Raw genomic sequence first — 20,899 nt, forward strand, 5'->3', positions numbered from 1 at the left:
GGGAGATGCACCACGACCGATCGCCAGCCCTTGTCCGAACCGGCAATCTGCGCTCAATATCACCACGTCCCTTCCGGCCGGGAGAGTCGGGAGCGAGGCACCAGCGCGAGCAACGCGCGGCGAATAGGGGAGAGAGATGGCCGGACGATTCAACAGGCTCCTGATCGGGGCGTCGATCATCGCGACCGCCGGGAGTGCCACGGCGGTGCTGGCGCAGCGATCACCGCCGACGGCCGCGGCTGCCCGCGCGCGCGCCGATGCGCTCGTCGCGCGAATGACGCTCGACGAGAAGATCGCGCTGGTCCACGGGCTGTTCCCGCCGATGGCGGCGGGCAAGACTGCGAACGAACTGATTCCCTCGGCCGGGCATATCGATGGCAATGCCCGGCTCGGCGTGCCGCTGGTGCGCGAAAGCGATGCCTCGCTCGGCGTCGCCAACCAGGTCGAGCAGCGCAAGGGCGATGTCGCCACCGCGCTGCCGTCCAGCCTCGCCACCGCGGCGAGCTTCGATCCCGAGATCGCCCGCGCCGGCGGCGCGATGATCGGCGCCGAGGCGCGATCGAAGCGCTTCAACGTGCTGCTTGCCGGCGGCGTCAACCTTACCCGTGATCCATGGAACGGGCGCAATTTCGAGTATCTCGGCGAGGATCCGTTGCTCGCGGGCACGCTCGCGGGTGCGCATATCGCCGGCGTACAGTCGAACGGCATCGTCTCCACGATCAAGCATTTCGCGCTCAATGCGCAGGAGACCGGGCGGACCGTCGCCGATGCGCGGATCGGCGAGGCGGCGTTCCGGATGAGCGATCTGCTCGCCTTCGAACTGGCGATCGAGCAGGGCCGCCCCGGCGCGGTGATGTGCGCCTATAACAAGATCAACGGCGACTGGGCGTGCGAGAACGACTTCCTGCTCAACCAGGTGCTCAAGCGCGACTGGCATTACCCCGGCTGGGTGATGAGCGACTGGGGCGCGGTTCATTCCACCGTCAAGGCCGCCAACGCCGGCTTCGACCAGCAATCGGGCCAGGAGCTCGATCGTGCGCCTTATTTTTCGGCGCCGCTCAAGGCGGCGGTGGAGAGCGGCAAGGTGTTGCCACGGCGACTCGACGACATGGTCGCGCGCTACCTCACCGGGCTGATCGAGACCGGCGCGTTCGACCGGGCGATGCCCGCCAAGGCGGAGACGCCCGATTATGCGGTGCATGCGCTGGTCGCGCAGCGCGCCGCCGAGGCGGGGATCGTGCTGCTCAAGAACGACGGCGATCTGCTCCCGCTGGCGCGCACCGCACGGCGAATCGTGGTGATCGGCGGCGCCGCGGATCTCGGCGTGCTCTCGGGTGGCGGGTCGAGCCAGGTCCGTTCGGTAGGCGGCGCGCCGATCGAGATCCCGTTGGCGACCGGCGGCTCGGCCTCGTTCGCGCGGATCACCTATCATGCCTCATCGCCGCTGAAGGCGCTGCGTGCGGCGCTGCCCGATGTCGAGGTGAGCTTCGTCGACGGCCGCAACCTCAATGCGACGCTCGATGCCGCGCGCCGCGCCGATCTTGCGATCGTGTTCGCGACGCAATGGACCACCGAGGCCGACGACGTGCCCGATCTGCGCCTGCCTAACCAGCAGGATGCGCTGATCGCCGCCGTCGCCGCGGCGCAACCGCGCACCGTGGCGGTGCTCGAGACCGGCGGGCCGGTGCTGATGCCCTGGCTCGACCATGTGCCCGCGGTGGTCCAGGCCTGGTACCCCGGCCAGCGCGGCGGCGAGGCGATCGCCAACATCCTCACCGGCAAGGTCAATCCCTCCGGCCGGCTGCCGATCACCTTCCCCGCGCGCGAGGCGCAGGCGCCGCGGCCGCGCCCGGTCGGGCTCGACCGGATGTCAGCCGCCGAGGCGCAGGCCGCGGCCGATCCCGGCGCCGGCGCCGGCGTCCGTGTCGATCTGCCGAGCTTCCCGATCGACTATGTCGAGGGCGCCGACGTCGGCTATCGCTGGTATGAGCGCAAGGCGCAGCAGCCGCTGTTCGCCTTCGGCCATGGGCTGAGCTACACCCGCTTCGCTTATTCCAACCTCACCGTCACCGGCGGCAAGACGCTCACCGTCGCGTTCGATGTCGCCAACATCGGCCAGCGCGCCGGCGCCGACGTGCCGCAGGTCTATGTCCGTCGTAACGGCGGCGACGCGCCCATGCGGCTCGCGGGCTTTCGCCGGGTGACGCTCCAGCCCGGCGAGGTCCGCCACGTCACGCTCGCCGCCGAGCCGCGGGTGATCGCCGACTATGACACGGGTCTGCCCGGCTGGCGGATCAGGCCCGGCGCCTACACCGTCGCGCTCGCGCATGATGCCGCGGACCGGACGATGACCGCCACCGCGACGCTCGCCGCGGCGACGATCAAGCCCTGAACCCCGGGCCGACGCCTTCTCCTTTCGCCGGGGAAGGCGTCGGCCGCGCCACGGTCGGCCGCGCCGTCAGCTGCCGCGGCCGGCCCTGGGCGAGGTCGCGATCTCGATCGTGCAATGCACGCCATCGGCGGTGAAGGCGTAGGAGGTGCGCGCGCCCAGTTGATAGGGCAGCGCCCGCTCGATCAGCTCGCGGCCATAGCCGCCGCCGCGTGGCGGATCGCCAGGCGCGGGCATGTCGGCGACACCGCTCTCGCGCCAGTCGATCTGCAACCGGCTGCCATCGCCGCCCTTCACCATCTGCCAGCGGACCGCGAGCCGCCCCCCGGGGCTCGCCAGCGCGCCATATTTGGTCGCGTTGGTCGCCAGTTCGTGCAGCCCCAGCGCCAGCGTCTGCACCGTGGACGAGGGCATCGGCACCTCGCGCGGGCCGCTGGTCGTCACCTGGGTGCCATTGCCCTCGCCATCCAGTTCGACATGCGCGGCGAGCTCCTCGCGCAGCAGGTCGCCGAACATCACCTTGCCCTCGCCGCGGCGCGACAGCATGCCCTGGGTGCGCGCTAGCGCCTCCAGCCGCCGCGACACCCGCTCCTCGTAGTGCGCCAGCGAGTCGCTGCTCTTGATGGTGCGCGCCACCACCGTCTGCACCACCGCCATCAGGTTGCGGGTGCGGTGCTGCAGCTCTGCTACCAGCACCTCCTGGCGCTGCTGGAGCTGGAGCATCGCATCGACATCGGTCGAGGTGCCGAGCCACTCGATGACGCTGCCATCGGCGTCGCGGACCGGGGTGCCGCGCGACTGAAAGTGCCGATAGCGCTGCTCGGCGAGGTGGAAGATGCGCCCCTCGCACTGGAACAGCTCGCGGCCTTCGGCGGCGCGCCACGCGGCGATCACCGCGTCACGATCGTCGGGGTGGAACACCGCGAGCCATCCGCGGCCCAGCGCCTCTTCCGCCGGCTGGCCGGTATAGGCTGCCCATTGCGGGCTGGACCACGTCCATTGGCCTTCCCCATGACAGCGCCAGGCTAGCTGCGGCATGCCTTCCACCAAGGTGCGGAACGCTAGTTCGCTGATCCGTAGCGCATCGCTTGTCCGCCACAGTTCCTGCGTGCGCTCCGCCACACGCGCCTCCAGCGCCACGTTGGTCTGCTGCAGGCTGGCATTGGCGACCTCAAGTTCTTCGGTGACGACCTGCAGTTCTTCAAACGCAACCCGCAGTTCCTCCTCGGTCTGGCTGTGGCGAAGGTCGCGCTCGATATCGATCATGTCGGCCGGCGGCGCGGGTGGGGGGGTATAGGCCGCACCGGCCGCGTGCAGCTCGCGCGCCAGCACCGTCACCCGCAATCGCAGCCGATCGCGATCTTCTGCCAGCCGGCTATTTTCTTCCAGCGACGATTCAAGCGCGGTATGAAGTTGCTCGATCTCGTCGCGCAGCCGATCGCCGTCTTCTGTCGTCATGGTATATCCCTTCGACGTCGGGAAGGTTATTAGCTGCCCAACGCGCCGCCAACGGTGCCGTCCTTGCTGGTGCGCACCATCGGTGCTGACGGGTTGCAGCTTGGGGGGCAAGCATTTCATTGGGCGAAGGTCAGGAGCATCCTATGCCAACCCGTGATATCGTCGTGATCGGCGCGTCGGCCGGCGGCGTCGAGGCGCTGCAACGATTGTGCGCCGCGCTGCCCGCCGATCTGCCGGCGACCATCTTCATCGCCCAGCATTTGTCGCCGGCGGGGCGCAGCATGTTGCCGCTGCTGCTCGATCGCTGCGGACCGCTGCCCGCCCGCGCGCCCGAGGATGGCGAGGCGTTCAAGCGCGGCACCATCTATGTTGCGGCACCCGATCACCACATGCTGGTGCGCGACGAGATCGTGTTGATGCGCCGCGGCCCCAACGAGAACCGCACCCGCCCGGCGGTGAACGCGCTGTTCCGTTCGGCGGCGCTGGCGCATGGCGGCCGCGTCATCGGCGTGGTGCTGACCGGACTGCTCGATGACGGCACCGACGGGCTGATCGCGATCACCGCGGCAGGCGGCCTGTCGGTGATCCAGGACCCGGAGGATGCGCAATGGCCGTCGATGCCGCGCAACGCGCTCAAGCGCGATCATGTCAGCCACGTCGTGCCGCTCGCTGATCTGGCGGCACTGCTGACGCGGCTTGTCACCGAGGAGGCGGGGCCGACCAAGGCGCTGCCCGATGCCTATGTGATTGAAGACAGGATGGCTGCACAGGAATTTGCCGTGATGGAAAGCGACATCGTCACCCCCGGCTCGCCGAGCCACATCTCCTGCCCGGATTGCGGCGGCGTGCTCAACGCCATCGAGAGTGACGACGAGGTCCGCTTCCGGTGCCATGTCGGCCATGCCTTCACCCCGTCGGGGCTGGCCGCGGCGCAAAGCGACGAACTCGAGCGCGCGCTGTCGATCGCGGCGCGCACCCATCGCGATCGCATCCGCCTGTTCCGCCAGATGGGCGACAGCGCCCAGGCGCGCGGGCTCGGCCATGCCGAAAGCCGGTGGAAACAGGCGGCCAAGGAATCGACTCGGATGATCGAGGTGCTGGAGGACGCCATCGCCTCGCTGCGCAAGCCGTCGATGAACGGCGAGGCCTGACGGTCGTGAGGTGCCCGAGAGGGGCGGAGCGATGCGCCGCCCGGCGCAATCACCCGTCCAGTCTGTGCCGCTCGCGGGTGTCGTGGACGATCGCGACCAGGATCGGCGGCTGCTCGTCGCGCAGGTAGCGCAGCGAGATTTCCGCAGGGTAGCTCGCCCCGTCGGCGGGCTTGATCGTGGTCTCGAACAGCACTTCCGCCTTGGCGCCCGCTATCAGCGGCGCCAGCAATTCGCGCACATCGCCGGCGGAGGCGGGGGGGAGCACGTCGGTGAACGTGAGGCGCAGCAGCTCTTCCTCGGCATAGCCTAGCTTGCGCTGGGCGCCGGCATTGGCAAGCACGAAGCGTAGCGAGACGGGGTCGACCAGATAGATCTCGTTGAGCGCGCGTTCCATGATGCCGCCGAGATAGCGGGTGTAATCGTCGCGGCGACGCTCCTCGGTGATGTCCTGGAACACCATCACCAGCCCATGATGCTCGTCATTCTCGTCAACCAGGGCCGAGCTGCGTACCCGGCACAGGATGCGCCGGCCGCGCCGGTCGACGCCGGCAAGTTCGTTGTCCATGAAGGCGACATGGCCGATCTGCACCGCGGCGAAGCTCTCCTCCAGCGCGTGGAGCGGCACGCCGATCTCGAGCGCGGTGAAATCGGTGCCGATCACTTCCTCGGCGCGTAGCCCCCAGGTGTTCTCGTTCCAGCGGTTCCACACCTCGATCTGGCGTCGCCGGTTGATGACGATGATCCCGCCGTTCATGCTGCGCAGCACTGACTCCAGGTGCAATCGCGAGCTGGCCGCCTGCTCGGCCTGGATTCGCAGCTCCTCGTTGACCGCCTCCATCTCCTCGTTGCTCGATCGCGCCTCCTCGTTCAGCGTCTCGAGTTCCTCGTTGGTGGATTGCAGCTCTTCGTTGGTGGTCTCGAGCTCCTCGTTGGTGGACTGCAGTTCCTCGTTGGTGGTCTCCAGCTCCTCATTGGCCGATTGCAGTTCCTCGATTGAATTCTCCAGGCTCTCCTGCGCTGTTTCCAGCTCGCGCTCGAGCGAATGGAGGCGGGTAGTATCGGTGAACAGCAGCAGCGCCGCATAGGTGCTGCCGTCGGGCCGGGTGAGAGGGCGGATGTCGATCGTCAGCCGCATCACCGCGATCTGGGTGAGGCGATATTCCTGATCTTCCAGTTTGACGCTGCGGCCGTGGCGGAACACGTCGTCGATCGGGCCGCGCAGCTCCATTGGCCGGTAGGACACGGGCAGGTCCTGGAACGGGCGGCCGATATCGGCCTCGCCGATCCCGAGCAGCTCGCGCGCCGCGGTGTTGGCGAGCGCGACCATGCCGGTCTCGTCGACCACCAGCAGCGCCGATCCGGTCTCGTTGATCACCGCCTCGAGCAACAGCGCGGTGGACGGCGGCAGGTCGCCTGCCGGACGGGTGCCGACCGGGCTGCCTGCCATCGGCCGCCGCCATTCCTGCGCGACCTTGCTGAAGATGCGGTGGCGCATCTCAACCGGGCGGAACAAGGGCGAGCGCGCCAGCTGCGTCTCGGCCTTGCCGAGGAACAGGAAACCTTCCTGGTTGAGCGCATAATGCAGCCGCGGCAGCACAACCGCCTGCGTCTCCCCTTCGAGGTAGATCAGCAGGTTGCGGCACACCAGCAGGTCGATCCGCGAGATCGGCGCGTCATGGACGACGTTGTGGCGGCCGAAGATCACGCATTTGCGCAACGTCCGGTCGAATACGTAATGGTTGTTGGTTCGCTCGAAATATTTGTTGAGCAGCTCGGCTGGCACGCTTTCCACGTCGCGCGAGCTGTAGATCGCCAGCCGTGCGGTCTTCAGCGCCTCCTCGTCGAGGTCGGTGGCGTAGATCTTCACCCGCTGGCAGAATTCGGTGATGCCGAGGTATTCGGCGAACAGCATCGCGATTGAAAAGGGCTCCTCGCCAGAAGCGCAGCCGACGCTCCAGACCCGGATCGGCCGGGTCGGTTCGGCGCGAGCGATGATCGAGGGTATCACCTGCGTCTTCAGCCGCTCCCAGGCTTCCTCGTCGCGGAAGAAGGAGGTGACGTTGATCAGCACCGTATTGAGCAGGCTTTCGAACTCGCCTGGGTCGGCCTCGAGCTGCGCCTGATAGGCCGCGAAGTCGGCGGCGCCGACCGCCTCCATCCGCAGCGTGATGCGGCGCTGCAGGCTGGTGCGCTTGTAACCGCGGAAATCGAGCCCGCGGCTTTCCTGGATATGATGGAGCAGCGCTTCGAACGCGGGATCGGGGCGGGGCTTGTCGGTCATGGTTCCTCGGCGCGGCCGGCTGTCGGCATCGCCTGACAGCTACCCCTTACCGGTCGGCAGCGTCCATCCTCGTCGTGCGCCGCCGCGCGAGCAGGATCAGCCGGTCGAGCAGCACGATCAGTATCACGGAGGCGCCGAGCAACGGGAACAGCAGCGATGCCGCTGCGAGGATCGCCACTGCCCCGGCGATCGGCGCCTGGGCCACCCGCGCCGGCGCCGCCACTTGGCCGCGCGGCCGTCGCTTCCACCACATCGCGATGCCGCTGATCACCAGCACGACGATAGCGAGGCACGTCGCGAGCATCACCAGCTGGTTGGCGAGCCCGAAGTAATTGCCCATGTGGAGCTGCACGCCCATCTCGATGCCCTTGGCGGCCCAGCCATAATCGGCGAAATCCACCTCGCGGATCAGTCGCGCGCTCCAGCGGTCGACATATAGGGTGCGCTGCCCCTGCGGCCGGTCGGGATAGGTGTAGGCGGTATAGACCCCGGTCGGGCCGGCGGGCAGGAACAGCCGATAGCCACTACGCAGGCCATGGTCGCGCGCCAGCATCGCGGCGATGCGATCGGCGCCGGCGACCGCGGCATCGTCGCGCACCGCCGCGCCCATCTCGTGCCCGGCATGGCCGGCGTGCTCGGACATCGGCATCGGCGCCATCGCCATTGTCCAGGGCGCCTCGCCGAGCGCCTGCTTCATGGGAAGGCTCGCCGGGGGATGGTGGGTGCCGTGCGACGCGGGGTAGCCGATGCCGAGCGCCGCAGTGCCGCGCTGGATGAGATCGCCCTCGATCCCCGCCCAGGGCAGCCCGGTAAACAGCATGAAGGCGATGAAGGCGACCGCCCAGCTGCCGGTCACCGCATGCAGGTCGCGCCACCACAACCGGCCCCTGGCGCCGAGCCGGGGATAGAGGATCCCGCCCAACCCACGCCGCCCGCGCGGCCACCACAGGTAAAGCCCGGTCGCGATCAGCACCAACGCCCAGCAGGCGGCGAGCTCGACGATCCGGTCGCCGACCGTGCCGAGCGTCAGCGAACCGTGCATCGTGTCGGCGAACCCCACCAGGGTGTGGGTATAGACGAACGCGCCGAGCACGCGGGCGTCGTGCGGATTGACCGCCACGCGCAGCGGGTCGCCGCGGGATGGCGTCACGAACACGACGGCGGCACGGTCCGCGGTGGCGGGCAGGTCGATCCGCGTCGCCGCGCCCGGATGGGCCGCGAGCGCCGCGCCGATCATCGCTGACACCGGCACCTGTTCCACCCGCGGTGCGACGAAGCGCAGCCCCGGGCTCAGCGCATCGTCGATCTCGTCGTTGAACAGATAGATCGAGCCGGTCACCGCGAGGATCAGCAGAAAGGGCGCGACGATCAGCCCGGCGTAGAAATGCCAGCGCCAGATCGCGCGATAGGCCTTGGCGGCGGCAGGGCTGGTGGTCGCCATCGATGCGCTCCGGCTCAAAAGTGGGTGGTGAGGGCGACATCGACGCTGCGCTGCGCGCCGATGTAGACGTTGGTCACCGGATAGCCCGAATATTCGCCGTAGAAGGCGTTGGTCAGGTTGCGGCCGCGCAGCGTCAGCGTCGCATTCGCCGCGACCGGGTAGCTGATCGAGGCATCCAGCGTGGTGTGGCCGCGGACGAAATAGCTATTGGCGGTGTCGGTGTAGAACCCCGACGCGTGGCGGACGAACGCGCCGAGCGTCACCGGCAGCGCCGCCAGCCTGTACAAGGCCGCGCCGTTGACGGTGGTGGAGGGCGTGTTGATCGGCCGGTTGCCCGATCGATCCACCCGGGTGGTGCCGACCAGCTCGCTCAATTCATCGTAGCGCGCATCGGTGTAGGAGGCACCGCCCTGCAGCGACAGATGCGGCGTCACCGCGGCAGTGGCGGAGAGCTCCAGCCCCTGCGACGACTGCCGCCCGCCCTGCACCGCCAGCTGGGCGTTGTTGGGATCGCGGGTGAGGATGTTCTCCTGCTCGATCCGATAGGCTGCGCCCGTCACGGTCAGCACCCTGCCGAACAGGCTCGCCTTGAATCCTGCCTCATAGGAGCGCCCGGTGGTCAGCTTGTAGGCGGTGTTGGCGATTGACTGGAGCAGGATCGACGACACCGGCACCACCGCCGTGGTATATTGGCCGTAGAGGGTGATCCCCGGCGTCACCTCATAGGTGGTACCCACCCGCCACGAGAAGGGATCGTAGCGCGGATCGGCGCGCGTCACCGCGCCATTGGCGTTGAGGTTGGTGATGAACCGCGTCAGCGCGATGTGATCATAGCGCGCGCCGCCCACGAGCAGCCATTTGGCCGTGAGGTTGAGCGCATCCTCGGCGAACACAGAGGACGTTTCGAGCCGTGAATCATAGACCACGTTCGTGGTCGAATAGGCCGCGATCGCGGTCGGGAACACGCCGACTACCGGGTCGTAGGGATCGACCGCCGTGATCGGCACCGCGGCATTGCCGCCGACCGGGCTCTGCTGGCGCGGGTTGATGAAGGTGGTCCGGTTATATTCGCCGCCGAGGCTGAAGCGGTTGTGCAGCCCGGCGACATGGCCGTCGTTGGCGAGCACCAGCCGCTCGTTCCAGAAACGGTGGTCGTGATGGATGCGCTGCACCGAGCGCGCGAAGCTGCCATCGGGGAAGGCAGCGGTGGGGGCGACGAAATTCTGGTCGCCGCTCAGCACGAAATCCCGCTTGGCATGATACCAGCTGAGATCGTCGGCGAGGCTCCAGCCGCCGCCCAGCCGATAGTCGATCCGCGCCCGCACGGTGGTGTCGCGCGCACCCGAATAGGCGCCGGCGGGATTGTAGTTGGCGCGGCGCAACGCCTTGTCGAGCACCATGCCGTTGGCGCTGCGCAGCGCGTCGCTGGGGTCGCGCGCCACCGCCGCCGAGACGAACGGCAGCCCCTGGTAGCTGCTGTCGTAGCGATCGGCATAATGATCCACCGCGACCAGGATCGACAGGGCGTCGGACGGCTTGGCGAGCAGGCTCGCGGTCAGCCCCGCCGAGCGCGTGGCGTTGTCGTCGACATCGTAGAGGCTGTCCGAATGGAGGTAGCTGACGTCGGCGCGCAATGCGACGGTGTCGGACAGCGTGAGGTTGACCCCGCCCGCGGCCTCCATCGTGTTGAAGCTGCCATAGCTCAGCAGGCTGTCCATATGGTCGCCGTCGAGCGTCGGCTTGCGCGTCACCTTGTTGATCACGCCCGCCAGCGCGCCCTCGCCATAGAGCACCGAGGCAGGGCCCTTGATCACCTCGATCCGGTCGAAATGCCAGGTGTTGGTGTCGCGCCCGACCACCGTCGAGGTCGAGACGCGCACGCCATCCTGCAGCACCGAGACCGCGCTGCCGGAAAAGCCGCGCAGCGTCACCACCGCGGGGTTGCCGGGCACGTTGCCGGCGATCGCGCCGACCACCTGGTTGTATGCCTCGCGCGCGGTGCGCAGGCCCTGCACCTGGAGATCGGCCTGGGTCAGCGTCTCGACGGTGGCCGGGGTCTCGCGGATGGTGAGGCCGAGCCGGCTGGCGGTGGCGCTGGGGTCGTCGAGACTCGGCTGGTCGAGCTGGCCGGTGACGACGATGTCGCTGCGGGCGGTGGCGGTGGAGGACGTCTGGGCCGCGACGGGCGCGGCCAGCAGGAGGCACGGCGCGGCGGCGCCGAGCAGGAGCGGAGGACGGGGCACGGGAATCTACCTGACAGATGAGAGGCTGGGACCCGCGCGAGGGCGGGCGGCGCGTCGATCAGCGGTAGGCAGGTGGCGCGCGCAACGGTGGCCGCAGGAAGGCGGCGCGTGTCGGCGCGGCCGGCAGCACCCGCACCAGCGCCGCGGCGATGATGAAGGCGAGGGCCGCGACCAACAGCGTCGGATCGACCGCACCGAGCATCTGCGCCGCGAGGCCCGCAAAGGCGCAGGGCTGCTCGGGCTTGCCATGGTCGTTGGCCGGCATGTCGTGGTGCATGCCCGGCATCGCGGTCACGGCCGTTGCCGGCGCGAGCCCGGTGCACACCGTCAGGCCAATGCGGCCGCCCTCGGCGGTGATCATATAGCCTGCCGGCACCAGCAGCTTCAGCAGCAACGCCGCGGCGCAGATCAGCAGCGCAAGATGGCGTCGAGCCAGGAGGTGCCGAAGGGCGGTCACCCGCTTCAGGTAGACCGCGCCGGCACGGCTGTCATTGAGCCATGATGTCCCAGCGACATATTTGCCGCTCGCCCTGGGGCGCCGTCACCGCCCGACGAGCGGCGTCACGTCGCGTCGCCGCTCGTCGGCAATCGCCCCGCGCGCAGCAGCGCCGCCAGTGCCGCGCCGTCCTGCCCCGCGGCGCGCAACCCGGCCAGCGATGGCGCGCCATGGCGCTTGGCGAGCCGCTCGCCGTCACGCCCGGTGAGCAGCCGGTGGTGCCGGTACAGCGGCGTCGGCAGCCCGAGCAGCGCCTGGAGCAGGCGGTGGATGTCGGTCGCGTGCATCAGGTCGACGCCGCGTATCACCATCGTCACGCCCTGTGCGGCATCGTCCACCGTGACCGCGAGATGATAGCTCGCCGGCGCATCCTTGCGTGCCAGCACGACGTCACCGAACGCCTGCGGGTCCGCGCGCTGTTCGCCGGCATCGAGGTCAGTCCAGCGGAGCGGCCCAGCCTGCGCTGTTGCCGCATCCATCGCCAGCCGCCAGGCGTGCGGTTCGCCCGATGCGATCCGGCGTTCGGCCTCGGCCCCAGGCAGGTGCCGGCAGGTCCCGGGATAGAGGGCGCCATCGGGCCCGTGGTGTGGCGCGGCGGCGCTGTCGGCGATCTCGCGGGCGATGTCGGCGCGGGTGCAGAAGCACGGATAGAGCAGGCCATCGTCGCGCAGCCGCGCCAGCGCCGCCGCATAGAGATCGAGCCGTTCGGACTGGCGCACCACCGGCCCGTCCCACGCCAGTCCCAGCCAGGCGAGATCCTCCTCGATCCCCGCGATGAACTCGGCACGGCTGCGGGTGCCGTCGATATCCTCGATCCGCAGCAGGAAGCGGCCACCGGCGGCGCGCGCCGCGTCGTGCGCCTGGATCGCGGAAAAGGCGTGGCCGAGGTGGAGCCGACCGGTCGGGCTCGGCGCGAAGCGGGTGATCATGGCGTCCATCGGCATGGCGATGCATAGCAGCGCGTTCCGTGCCCGTCGAAGGCTCCGGCCGATCCAGACCTGCAAACCGCCATCCGTTGGCCGCGGAAGGCTTGACCGCGAATCATTGATCGTGCTGTCATGCCTGCGTCATCCTCGTGGGCGACAGGGCTCGCGGGCAATCCGTGGGAGGAGCCGTGTTTCATCCCGATCTGATGCGCCATCCGGACTCATGTCCCGCGCTGGTTCTGAATGCCGATTATACGCCGCTCTCTTACTATCCGTTGAGCGTCTGGCCCTGGCAGACCGCGATCAAGGCGGTGTTCCTCGACCGGGTGGATATCGTCGCCCATTACGAGCGCGAGGTGCGCAGCCCCACCGCGGCGATCAAGCTGCCCTCGGTGATCGCGCTTAAGCAATATGTCCGGCCCTCGGCCTTCCCCGCCTTCACCCGCTTCAACCTGTTCCTGCGCGATCGCTTCGCCTGCCAATATTGCGGCGTCGGCCGCGATCTCACCTTCGATCACGTCGTGCCGCGGGCCCAAGGCGGCCGCACCACCTGGGAAAATGTCGTCACCGCCTGTTCGCCGTGCAACCTGCGCAAGGGCGGTCGTACCCCCCGCCAGGCGGCGATGCCGCTCCATATTGAGCCGATCCGTCCGACCAACTGGCATCTCCAGGAACATGGCCGCGCGTTTCCGCCCAACTATCTCCACGACACATGGCATGACTGGCTCTATTGGGACGTCGAGCTGGAAGCGTAACGAGGGAACGGGCATGCGGCAGGTGGTGACAAAGGCGGCGCTGGTCGCGGCGCTGGCGACGGCGCTCGCCGGCTGCGGCGCGAGCAACGAGAAGAAACAGCAGGCTGCGGATGCCCATGCCGCCGGCTTCGTCCCGCCCGCGGTGACCAGCCGCGTCGATTTCTCGAGCTCGATGGAGCGCCGCTTCCGCACCCTCGATCGCAACGGCGACGATCGGATCGATTCCACCGAGCTGCCGCGCCGCAACAGCCGCCTGCTCGAATTCGATCGCAACAAGGATGGCGCGATCAGCGCAATCGAATGGAGCGAGGGCACCTTGCGCCGCTTTGACCAGATGGACCTCAACCACGACGGCACCGTCACCTCCGAGGAGGAAAGCGAATGGCGCCGCGAGCATGGCGCCAGCAACGGCGGCCAGGCAACGCCGTCGCTGGTCGGCGAGGCGCTCGCCAACGGCGGCACGGCCGCCAAATAGCCGAACCGGGGCGGCAATGGGGGCGCAGGGATCCGACCAGCCCCTATGTCCGTCATCCCAGCGAAAGCTGGCATCTCCTGCGGCTCCTGTCCTACGCGCCTCCGGGAGACCCCAGCTTCCGTTGGGGTGACGGGTCAGCGGTTGTCGGCCCAGCCCGGCATTCGCGCTAAACCCACCCCAACCATGCCCGGCGACCAACGCACAGGTTGACCCGGGCCTCGCCGCGTCGCAGCATTGCGGCCATGGCCAGCCTCCCCCCGATCGCCAACAATCCCGATGTCCGCTTTCTCGGCGCCAAGCTTGGCGAGGTGATCCGCGGCTATGGCGGCGAGGCGCTGTTCGCCGCCACCGAGGCGATCCGCAAGGCGTCGGTGGAGCGGCATCGCGGGCAGGGCGACGTCGACGCGGTGCATGGCCAGCTGCAGGATCTCGGGCTCGATGAGACGCTCGATTTCGTCCGCGGCTTCATGCTGTTCTCGATGCTCGCCAACCTTGCCGAGGATCGTCAGGGCATCGCCGCCGAGCAAGGCGCCGATCTCGCCTCGGCGCTCAAGATCCTCGCCGACGAAGGCGTCGATCACGACGCGGTCCGCGCGCTGCTCGGATCCGCGCTGATCGCTCCCGTGCTCACCGCCCACCCCACCGAGGTGCGGCGCAAGAGCATGATCGATCATCGCAACGCGATCGCCGAGCTGATGGCGCTGAAGGACCTCGGCCGTGACGAGACGCCGGACGGCGACCGCGTCGAGGATGCGATCACCCGCCAGATCGCCTTGTTGTGGCAGACGCGGGTGCTGCGCCGCGAGCGGCTCTACGTCACAGACGAGGTGGAGACCGCGCTGTCTTACCTGCGCGACGTGTTCCTGCCGGCGCTGCCCGCGCTCTACCAGCGCTGGGACCGCGCGTTCGGCGAGCGGGTGCCGAGCTTCCTCCGGCCCGGCAGCTGGATCGGCGGCGATCGCGACGGCAATCCGTTTGTCACCGCCGCCTCGCTGCGCACCGCGCTCGGCCGCGCCAGCGAGGCGGTGCTGGTCTTCTATCTCGATGCGATCCACGCGCTCGGCGCCGAACTGTCGATCTCCACCGAACATGCCGAGGTCGATGCCGCGGTCGCCGCGCTCGCCGAGGCGAGCGGCGACACCGCCCCGAGCCGCGTCGACGAGCCCTATCGCCGCGCGCTGTCCGGCATTTACGCGCGGCTCGCCGCCACCCATCAGGTGCTGGTCGGCAAGCCGGCGCCGCGCCCCGGCCGGCTCGGCGGCGAGGCCTATCCCGATCCGCAGGCGCTGCGCCACGACCTCGTCGCGCTGGCCCGCGCGCTGTCGGGCGGCAGCGCGCTCAAGAGCAGCGGCGCGCTAGGTCGGCTGATCCGCGCGGTCGAGACCTTCGGCTTCCATCTGGCGACGCTCGACCTGCGCCAGAACAGCGCGGTTCATGAGCGGGTTGTCGCCGAACTGCTCAGCGTCGCCGGCGTCGAGGCGGATTATCTCGCGCTCGACGAGGCGGCGCGGGTCGCATTGCTGCGCGCCGAGCTCGCCAACGCGCGCCCGCTCGCCAGCCGCTACACCGCCTATTCCGAGGAAACCGCCTCCGAGCTCGCGATCGTCGCCGCCGCGGCCGAGGCGCATGGCCGCTACGGGCCGGCCTGCATCACCAACTACATCGTCTCGATGGCGCAGTCGGTGTCCGATCTGCTCGAGATCAACATCCTGCTCAAGGAGGTCGGGCTCTACCGGCCCGGCGACACCCCGAGCGCGGCGATCATGGCGGTGCCCCTGTTCGAGACGGTCGCCGATCTCGAGGCGGCGCCGGGGATCATGACCGACTGGTTCGCGCTGCCGGAAGTGGCGCACATCGCTGCCGCGCGCGGTCACCAGGAAGTGATGATCGGCTATTCCGATTCGAACAAGGACGGCGGCTATCTCACCTCCACCTGGCAATTGTCGAAAGCCTCCACCGCGTTGAAGCCAGTGTTCGAGGCGGCGGGCGTCGGCATGCAGCTGTTCCATGGCCGCGGCGGCGCGGTCGGGCGCGGTGGTGGCTCGGCGTTTGCGGCAATCCGCGCCCAGCCGCCGGGCACCGTCCAGGGCCGGATCCGCATTACCGAGCAGGGCGAGGTGATCGCCGCCAAATATGGCACCCGCGACAGCGCCATGACCAACCTCGAGGCGATCGCCTCGGCGACCCTGCTCGCCAGCCTCGAGCCCGAGCGCCTCTCCAACGCCGAGAATGCCGAGTTCGCCGGCGCGATGGACCGGCTCTCGGCCGACGCGTTCCGCGCCTATCGCGGGCTGGTCTATGACACGGAGGGCTTTCGCACCTTCTTCCGCCAGATGACCCCGATCGGCGAGATCGCCGGGCTCAACATCGGCAGCCGCCCGGCGAGCCGCAAGAAATCGGACGCGATCGAGGATCTGCGCGCCATCCCCTGGGTGTTCAGCTGGGCGCAGGCGCGGGTGATGCTGCCGGGCTGGTATGGCGTCGGCCAGGCGATCGCCGGCTTTGCCGACAAGGGCCTGCTCGCCGAGATGGCGGAGGGCTGGCCGCTGTTCGCCTCGACGCTCGCCAACATGGAGATGGTGCTCGCCAAATCCGATATCGGCATCGCCGCTTATTATGCCGAGCTGGTCGAGGATCCGGTGATGCGCGCGGACATCTTCGGCCGCATCCGCGACGGCTGGCACCAGACCCGCGATGGCCTGCTCGAGGTCACCCGCCAGTCGCGCCTGCTCGAAAAGCACCCCGCGCTCGACGCCTCGATCCGGCTTCGCCTGCCGTATATCGAGCCGCTCAACCTGCTCCAGATCGAGCTGATGAAGCGCCATCGCAGCGGGGAAGGCGACGCCCGCATCGGCGAGGGCATCCTGCTCTCGATCAACGCCATCGCCACCGCGCTGCGCAACAGCGGCTGACCTGGCGGCCGGGGGCGAACGGGCCTAGCCGCCGCGCCGGTGGCGGCTGAGCAGCGTCCATAGCGCCTCATTGTCGACCACCCAGCGGTGCCCGGCGCCGACCGTGACCCGCGCCACCATTTCGGTGCCGGCGCGGCAGTCGCCATAGCGCTCCTCATAGACGCCGGCGCTCACCCAGCGCGTCGCCGGCGCGGCGGTGCAGCCGTCGAGCGCGGCCCAGCGCTGCTCGGCGGCGTGCATCGGGTAGCGCCAATAAGGCGCGCCGCCGCCCTGGATGGGGTTGGTGGTGTCGCGGTCGCCGGCGAAGGCGATCACCGCGATCGGCTGCGCCGGACGGCAGCTCGCCGGATCGGGGCGGGTGGGATCGACGGCGAGCGGGATGCCGGCGCGCAGCCCCACCACCGGCGCGATCGCCGCGAACCGGCCCGGCGCGACGCAGCCGAGCAGCGAGGTCATCCGCCCGCCACCCGACAGGCCGGTGACATAGACCCGCGCCGGATCGGCGCAGCCGCCGGCGACAAGGCGGTCGACCAGCGCGGTCAGATAAGCCACGTCGTCGCGCTCGCCGGGGCCGGGGATGGTGCCGGCGACGGTGGGGACGCCCGGAATGTTCCAGGCAAAGCCGCCGGTCTTGAGCGCGATGCCGGCATCGGGATAGGCGACGAGGAAGCCATGCGCGTCGGCGGTTGCGGCGAGCCCGGCATCGCGCAGCATCGCCGCGCCGGTGCCGCCGCTGCCATGGAGCAGCAGCACCAGCGGCAGCGGCCGCTCCCCCGCCCAGCCCGGCGGCGCATGCACCGCGGCGGGGAGGATGCAGCGCGGGGAGGCGGCGGCGGGGAGGGTGGCGAGCGGCAGCCCAAGCAGGGCGAGCAGCAGCGCGGCAAGGAGACGGAGGATCATCGCCGCGATGGTGCCGCGCGCGCAGGCCCCGGTCAAACCGGTACCGGTACCGGCACCGTCACGTCACAGGAACGGCGCGGCGATCTCGGGCGTCACCCGCAGCAGCCGGCCGTTGCTGCGATCGAGCAGCGCCCAGGTGGTGACCGCCTCCACCTTGACCCGCCCGTCGGCACCGGTGAAGCGGACATGGCGATCGAACCGCGCACCGCGTGGCGGCTCGGGGATCCAGGTCTCGCCGGTCACCGTCTCGCCGGCGGCGACATTGCCGCGATAGTCGATTTCGTGCCGGGTCACGACCCACACATAGGCCTCGATGTGCGCGGGCGGCGCGATCGCCTGCCAATGCGCCACCGCAATGTCCTGGATCCAGCGCACCCAGACGGCATTGTTGACATGGCCGAGCTCGTCGATGTCGTCGGGCCCGGCGGTGATGCGAACCACAAACGGCGTCATTTCGTTGTCTCCCCCGGGTGCTCCCCCATCTCTTCCTCGGGCGCCGCCTCGCGCTGCCGCCACCAGTGGATCCCGCCGATCACCGCGCCGAGCGCGACCACGCCGATCAGGATCAGTATCAAGGTATGGCCATGCGGCTTGTATTTGCCCAGGAACCGCTCGATGCCGCTGCCGAACAGATAGCCGAGCGTGGTGAAGGCGCTACCCCAGACGGCCGCGGCAAAGGCGTTGAGCGGCAGGAAGGTACGCGCCGGCACCTTGCTGGTACCGATCGCGATCGGGCTCACCGTGCGGATCCCGTAGATGAAACGGAACGCGATGATGAACCCGGTCGGGTGGCGCTCGAGGATGCCGAGCGCGCGCGCGAACGCCGCCTTGCGGGTGATGCGCTGGACGAACCGGGTGTCGCGAAATCGGCGGCCGGCGGCAAACCACAATTGGTCGGCGGTGAACGATCCCGCGATCCCGGCAATGATCGCGCCCGGCAGCGACACCAGCCCCTGGTGCGCGAGCACGCCCCCGGCGATCACCACCGCCTCGCCCTCGAGCCCGGCGCCGACGAACAGCGCGGCGAGCCCGTAATGCGCGATCAGGCCTTCGATGCTCATGTCGGGTCTACGGTGTCATGCCGGGCCCGACCTGGAACGCCGGTGATGACGAGCGCGTCGCGTCCGCTCACCCCTCCACGCCCAGTTGCCACAGCACGAAGGCATGTTCCTCCGCCGCCTCGCGCAGCGATTCGAACCGGCCGGACTTGCCGCCATGGCCGGCGCCCATGTTGGTCTTGAGCAGCAGCACGTTGCCGTCGGTCTTGGTCGCGCGCAGCTTGGCGGCCCATTTGGCGGGCTCCCAATAGGTCACGCGCGGGTCGTTGAGCCCGCCCGAGATGAACAGCGGTGGGTAGTCCTGCGCCGTGACGTTGTCGTATGGACTGTACGAACGGATCAGCGCAAACGCCTTCTCGTCCTCGATCGGATTGCCCCATTCGGGCCATTCGCCCGGCGTCAGCGGCAGCGCGGCGTCGAGCATGGTGTTGAGCACGTCGACGAACGGCACGTCGGCGATCACCGCGCCCCACAAATCGGGGTCGGAATTGACGATCGCGCCCATCAGCTCGCCGCCGGCCGAACGCCCGGCGGTGGCGATCCGCCCGGCGCTGGTCCAGCCGTCGGCGATCAGCCCGCGCGCGACATCGACGAAGTCGTTGAAGGTGTTCTCGCGCTTGTCGAGCTTGCCATCGAGATACCATTGCTGGCCGAGATCGTCGCCGCCGCGGATATGTGCGATCGCATAGGCAAAGCCGCGGTCGAGCAGGCTCAAGCGCCCGGTCGAGAAGCCCGGCGGGATTGCATAGCCGTAGGCGCCATAGGCATAGAGAAACAACGGCTGCGAGCCGTCCTTCTTGAACCCCGCCGGATAGACGATCGACACCGGCACCTGCGTGCCGTCGCGCGCGGCGATCTTGATCCGCTCGGTGCGATACTTGTCCGCGTCATAGCCCGACGGGATCTCCTGCACCTTGAGCGTCGTCAGCGCACCGCTGGCGACGTCATAGTCATAGACCGTCCCCGGCGTGACCATCGATTCATAGCCGACGCGCAGCACGTCCATCGCATATTCGGGGTTGTCGCCCATGCCCGCGGCATAGCTCGCTTCGGGGAAGCTGATCCGCTGCGGCACGGTCGGCGCGTCATAGCGGTGGATCGCGATCTGATCGAGCCCGTCTTCCCGGCCTTCGACGATGAAGAAGTCGCGAAAACACTCCACCCCGGTCATGTAGAAATCCGCCGAGGGAGCGATCAGCTCATGCCACTCGTCGGGCGCATCGAGGCTCGCGGTGCACAGCCGGAATTGCGGATCGACGTCGTTGGTGTGGATGAACAAGGTGCCGTCATGCTCGTCGACGTCATATTCGCGGCCCTCCTTGCGGGCGGCGACCAGGATCGGCTCGGCGAGCGGATTGTCGGCGGGCAGCAGCCGCACCTCGCTGGTGACATGGTCGCCGGTGCCGATCACGATCCACTCGCGCGAGCTCAGCTCGGCGACCGCGACGCGATAGCCTTCGTCGGCCTCCTTGTAGAGCTCGACGTCGTCGGCGACCGGGGTGCCGAGCCGGTGAAAGCGCGCATTGTCGGTGCGCCATTGCTCGTTGGCGACGCCATAGAGGAAGCCGGCATCGTCGCTCGTCCAGACGATGTCGGACAGCATGCCCGGGATCACCTCGGGCAGATGCTCGCCGGTGGTGAGGTCCTTGATCCGCACCTCGAACCGCTCGGCGCCGCTGTCGTCGATCGCATAGGCGAGGTAGCGCGCATTGTTGCTGACCGCGAACGCACCGAGCCGGAAATATTCCTTGCCCTCGGCGAGCGCCGGCTCGTCGAGCAGCAGCTCGTCGTCGCCGCCCCCGTCTTTGGTGTCAACCGGCTTGCGCCACCATTTGCGATACTGGCCGCCGGTCTCGAACGCGGTCCAGTAGACCCAGTCGCCGTCCTTCTGCGGCACCGAGGATTCATCCTCCTTGATGCGCCCCTTCATCTCTTCGTAGATCCGGTCGACCAGCGGCTGGTGCGGTGCCATCACCGTCTCGAAATAGGCGTTCTCGGCCTCGAGATAGGCGAGCACGTCCTTGTCGCCGATCTCGGGATAGTTCGGGTCCTTCAGCCACGCCCAGGGATCGTCGATGGTGACGCCGTGGGTGGTGAAGCGATGGGGGCGGGTATCGGCAACGGGCGGCGTGGGGAGGGCATCGTTCATGCCCCGCATATAGGGAGGCAATGCCGACCCGTCATGCACGGCGTTGCGTCCGGCAACGAACCGTCACCCGGCCGCTGCCGCCGCCACCCAATCCCGTCATCCCAGGGCGAGCTGGTATCTTCCCGAGGAGAGGCCCGCCTGCCGCATGAGACCCCAGCGTGCGCTGGGGTGACGGCGTTGAGCATCCACGGCTGGTAGCCAGGGTTCCTGTTGCTCCAGCAACGTTTCGTCGGTTGCACCCCGCTGCCCCGCTCTGCATGACTTC

At 68.8% G+C, this 20,899-nt stretch carries 15 protein-coding genes; 5 read left to right on the plus strand and 10 right to left on the minus strand.

The window, feature by feature from the left end:
• Positions 1 to 136: 136 nt before the first annotated feature.
• Positions 137 to 2,392, plus strand: coding sequence for a beta-glucosidase (locus tag AC07M8_RS06075; RefSeq protein ID WP_495173478.1), 2,256 nt, complete (start codon positions 137 to 139; stop codon positions 2,390 to 2,392).
• A gap of 66 nt (positions 2,393 to 2,458) precedes the next feature.
• Here the strand turns inward: AC07M8_RS06075 and AC07M8_RS06080 are convergent, their stop codons facing one another.
• On the minus strand, positions 2,459 to 3,847 hold the full coding sequence (locus AC07M8_RS06080) for a sensor histidine kinase (RefSeq protein ID WP_495173479.1): 1,389 nt from the start codon (positions 3,845 to 3,847) through the stop codon (positions 2,459 to 2,461).
• Positions 3,848 to 3,990: 143 nt separating this feature from the next.
• Between AC07M8_RS06080 and AC07M8_RS06085 the strand changes: the two genes are divergently transcribed.
• Positions 3,991 to 4,998 carry a chemotaxis protein CheB gene (locus AC07M8_RS06085; RefSeq protein WP_495173480.1) on the plus strand — a complete coding sequence of 336 codons (1,008 nt, stop codon included), beginning with the start codon at positions 3,991 to 3,993 and terminating at the stop codon, positions 4,996 to 4,998.
• A 49-nt stretch (positions 4,999 to 5,047) separates the two neighbouring features.
• On the opposite strand, the gene AC07M8_RS06090 is transcribed toward AC07M8_RS06085, so the two are convergent.
• From AC07M8_RS06090 to gluQRS, 5 genes are all read right to left on the minus strand, one after another.
• Complete coding sequence (locus AC07M8_RS06090; protein ID WP_495173481.1) at positions 5,048 to 7,279, minus strand: CheR family methyltransferase; 2,232 nt, start codon at positions 7,277 to 7,279, stop codon at positions 5,048 to 5,050.
• Between the two features lie 46 nt (positions 7,280 to 7,325).
• On the minus strand, positions 7,326 to 8,720 hold the full coding sequence (locus AC07M8_RS06095; RefSeq protein WP_495173482.1) for a PepSY-associated TM helix domain-containing protein: 1,395 nt from the start codon (positions 8,718 to 8,720) through the stop codon (positions 7,326 to 7,328).
• Between the two features lie 14 nt (positions 8,721 to 8,734).
• Positions 8,735 to 10,963 carry a TonB-dependent receptor gene (locus AC07M8_RS06100; protein ID WP_495173483.1) on the minus strand — a complete coding sequence of 743 codons (2,229 nt, stop codon included), beginning with the start codon at positions 10,961 to 10,963 and terminating at the stop codon, positions 8,735 to 8,737.
• Positions 10,964 to 11,021: 58 nt separating this feature from the next.
• Positions 11,022 to 11,420: a DUF2946 family protein gene (locus AC07M8_RS06105; protein ID WP_495173484.1), complete on the minus strand. Its 399-nt coding sequence runs from the start codon at positions 11,418 to 11,420 to the stop codon at positions 11,022 to 11,024.
• A gap of 104 nt (positions 11,421 to 11,524) precedes the next feature.
• On the minus strand, positions 11,525 to 12,397 hold the full coding sequence (gene gluQRS, locus AC07M8_RS06110; protein WP_495173485.1) for a tRNA glutamyl-Q(34) synthetase GluQRS: 873 nt from the start codon (positions 12,395 to 12,397) through the stop codon (positions 11,525 to 11,527).
• Between the two features lie 176 nt (positions 12,398 to 12,573).
• Here gluQRS and AC07M8_RS06115 point away from each other — a divergent pair, with 176 nt between their 5' ends.
• From AC07M8_RS06115 to ppc, 3 genes are all read left to right on the plus strand, one after another.
• Complete coding sequence (locus AC07M8_RS06115) at positions 12,574 to 13,140, plus strand: HNH endonuclease (RefSeq protein ID WP_267396636.1); 567 nt, start codon at positions 12,574 to 12,576, stop codon at positions 13,138 to 13,140.
• 13 nt (positions 13,141 to 13,153) lie between these two features.
• Entirely contained in the window at positions 13,154 to 13,615 is a 462-nt protein-coding gene (locus AC07M8_RS06120; RefSeq protein ID WP_495173486.1) for an EF-hand domain-containing protein, read from the plus strand.
• 242 nt (positions 13,616 to 13,857) lie between these two features.
• Positions 13,858 to 16,527: a phosphoenolpyruvate carboxylase gene (ppc, locus tag AC07M8_RS06125; protein WP_495173487.1), complete on the plus strand. Its 2,670-nt coding sequence runs from the start codon at positions 13,858 to 13,860 to the stop codon at positions 16,525 to 16,527.
• 24 nt (positions 16,528 to 16,551) lie between these two features.
• Here the strand turns inward: ppc and AC07M8_RS06130 are convergent, their stop codons facing one another.
• From AC07M8_RS06130 to AC07M8_RS06145, 4 genes are all read right to left on the minus strand, one after another.
• Positions 16,552 to 17,427, minus strand: a complete 876-nt coding sequence (locus AC07M8_RS06130; RefSeq protein ID WP_495173488.1) for a CE1 family esterase — start codon at positions 17,425 to 17,427, stop codon at positions 16,552 to 16,554.
• Positions 17,428 to 17,490: 63 nt separating this feature from the next.
• Entirely contained in the window at positions 17,491 to 17,880 is a 390-nt protein-coding gene (locus AC07M8_RS06135) for an acyl-CoA thioesterase (RefSeq protein ID WP_495173489.1), read from the minus strand.
• Positions 17,877 to 18,488 carry a DedA family protein gene (locus tag AC07M8_RS06140; RefSeq protein WP_495173490.1) on the minus strand — a complete coding sequence of 204 codons (612 nt, stop codon included), beginning with the start codon at positions 18,486 to 18,488 and terminating at the stop codon, positions 17,877 to 17,879. The genes AC07M8_RS06135 and AC07M8_RS06140 overlap by 4 nt, the downstream gene beginning before the upstream one ends.
• Before the next feature lie 67 nt (positions 18,489 to 18,555).
• On the minus strand, positions 18,556 to 20,634 hold the full coding sequence (locus tag AC07M8_RS06145; RefSeq protein ID WP_495173491.1) for a S9 family peptidase: 2,079 nt from the start codon (positions 20,632 to 20,634) through the stop codon (positions 18,556 to 18,558).
• Positions 20,635 to 20,899: the final 265 nt, after the last annotated feature.

The sequence above is a fragment of the Sphingomonas sp. GW821-FHT09E03 genome (assembly GCF_059416225.1).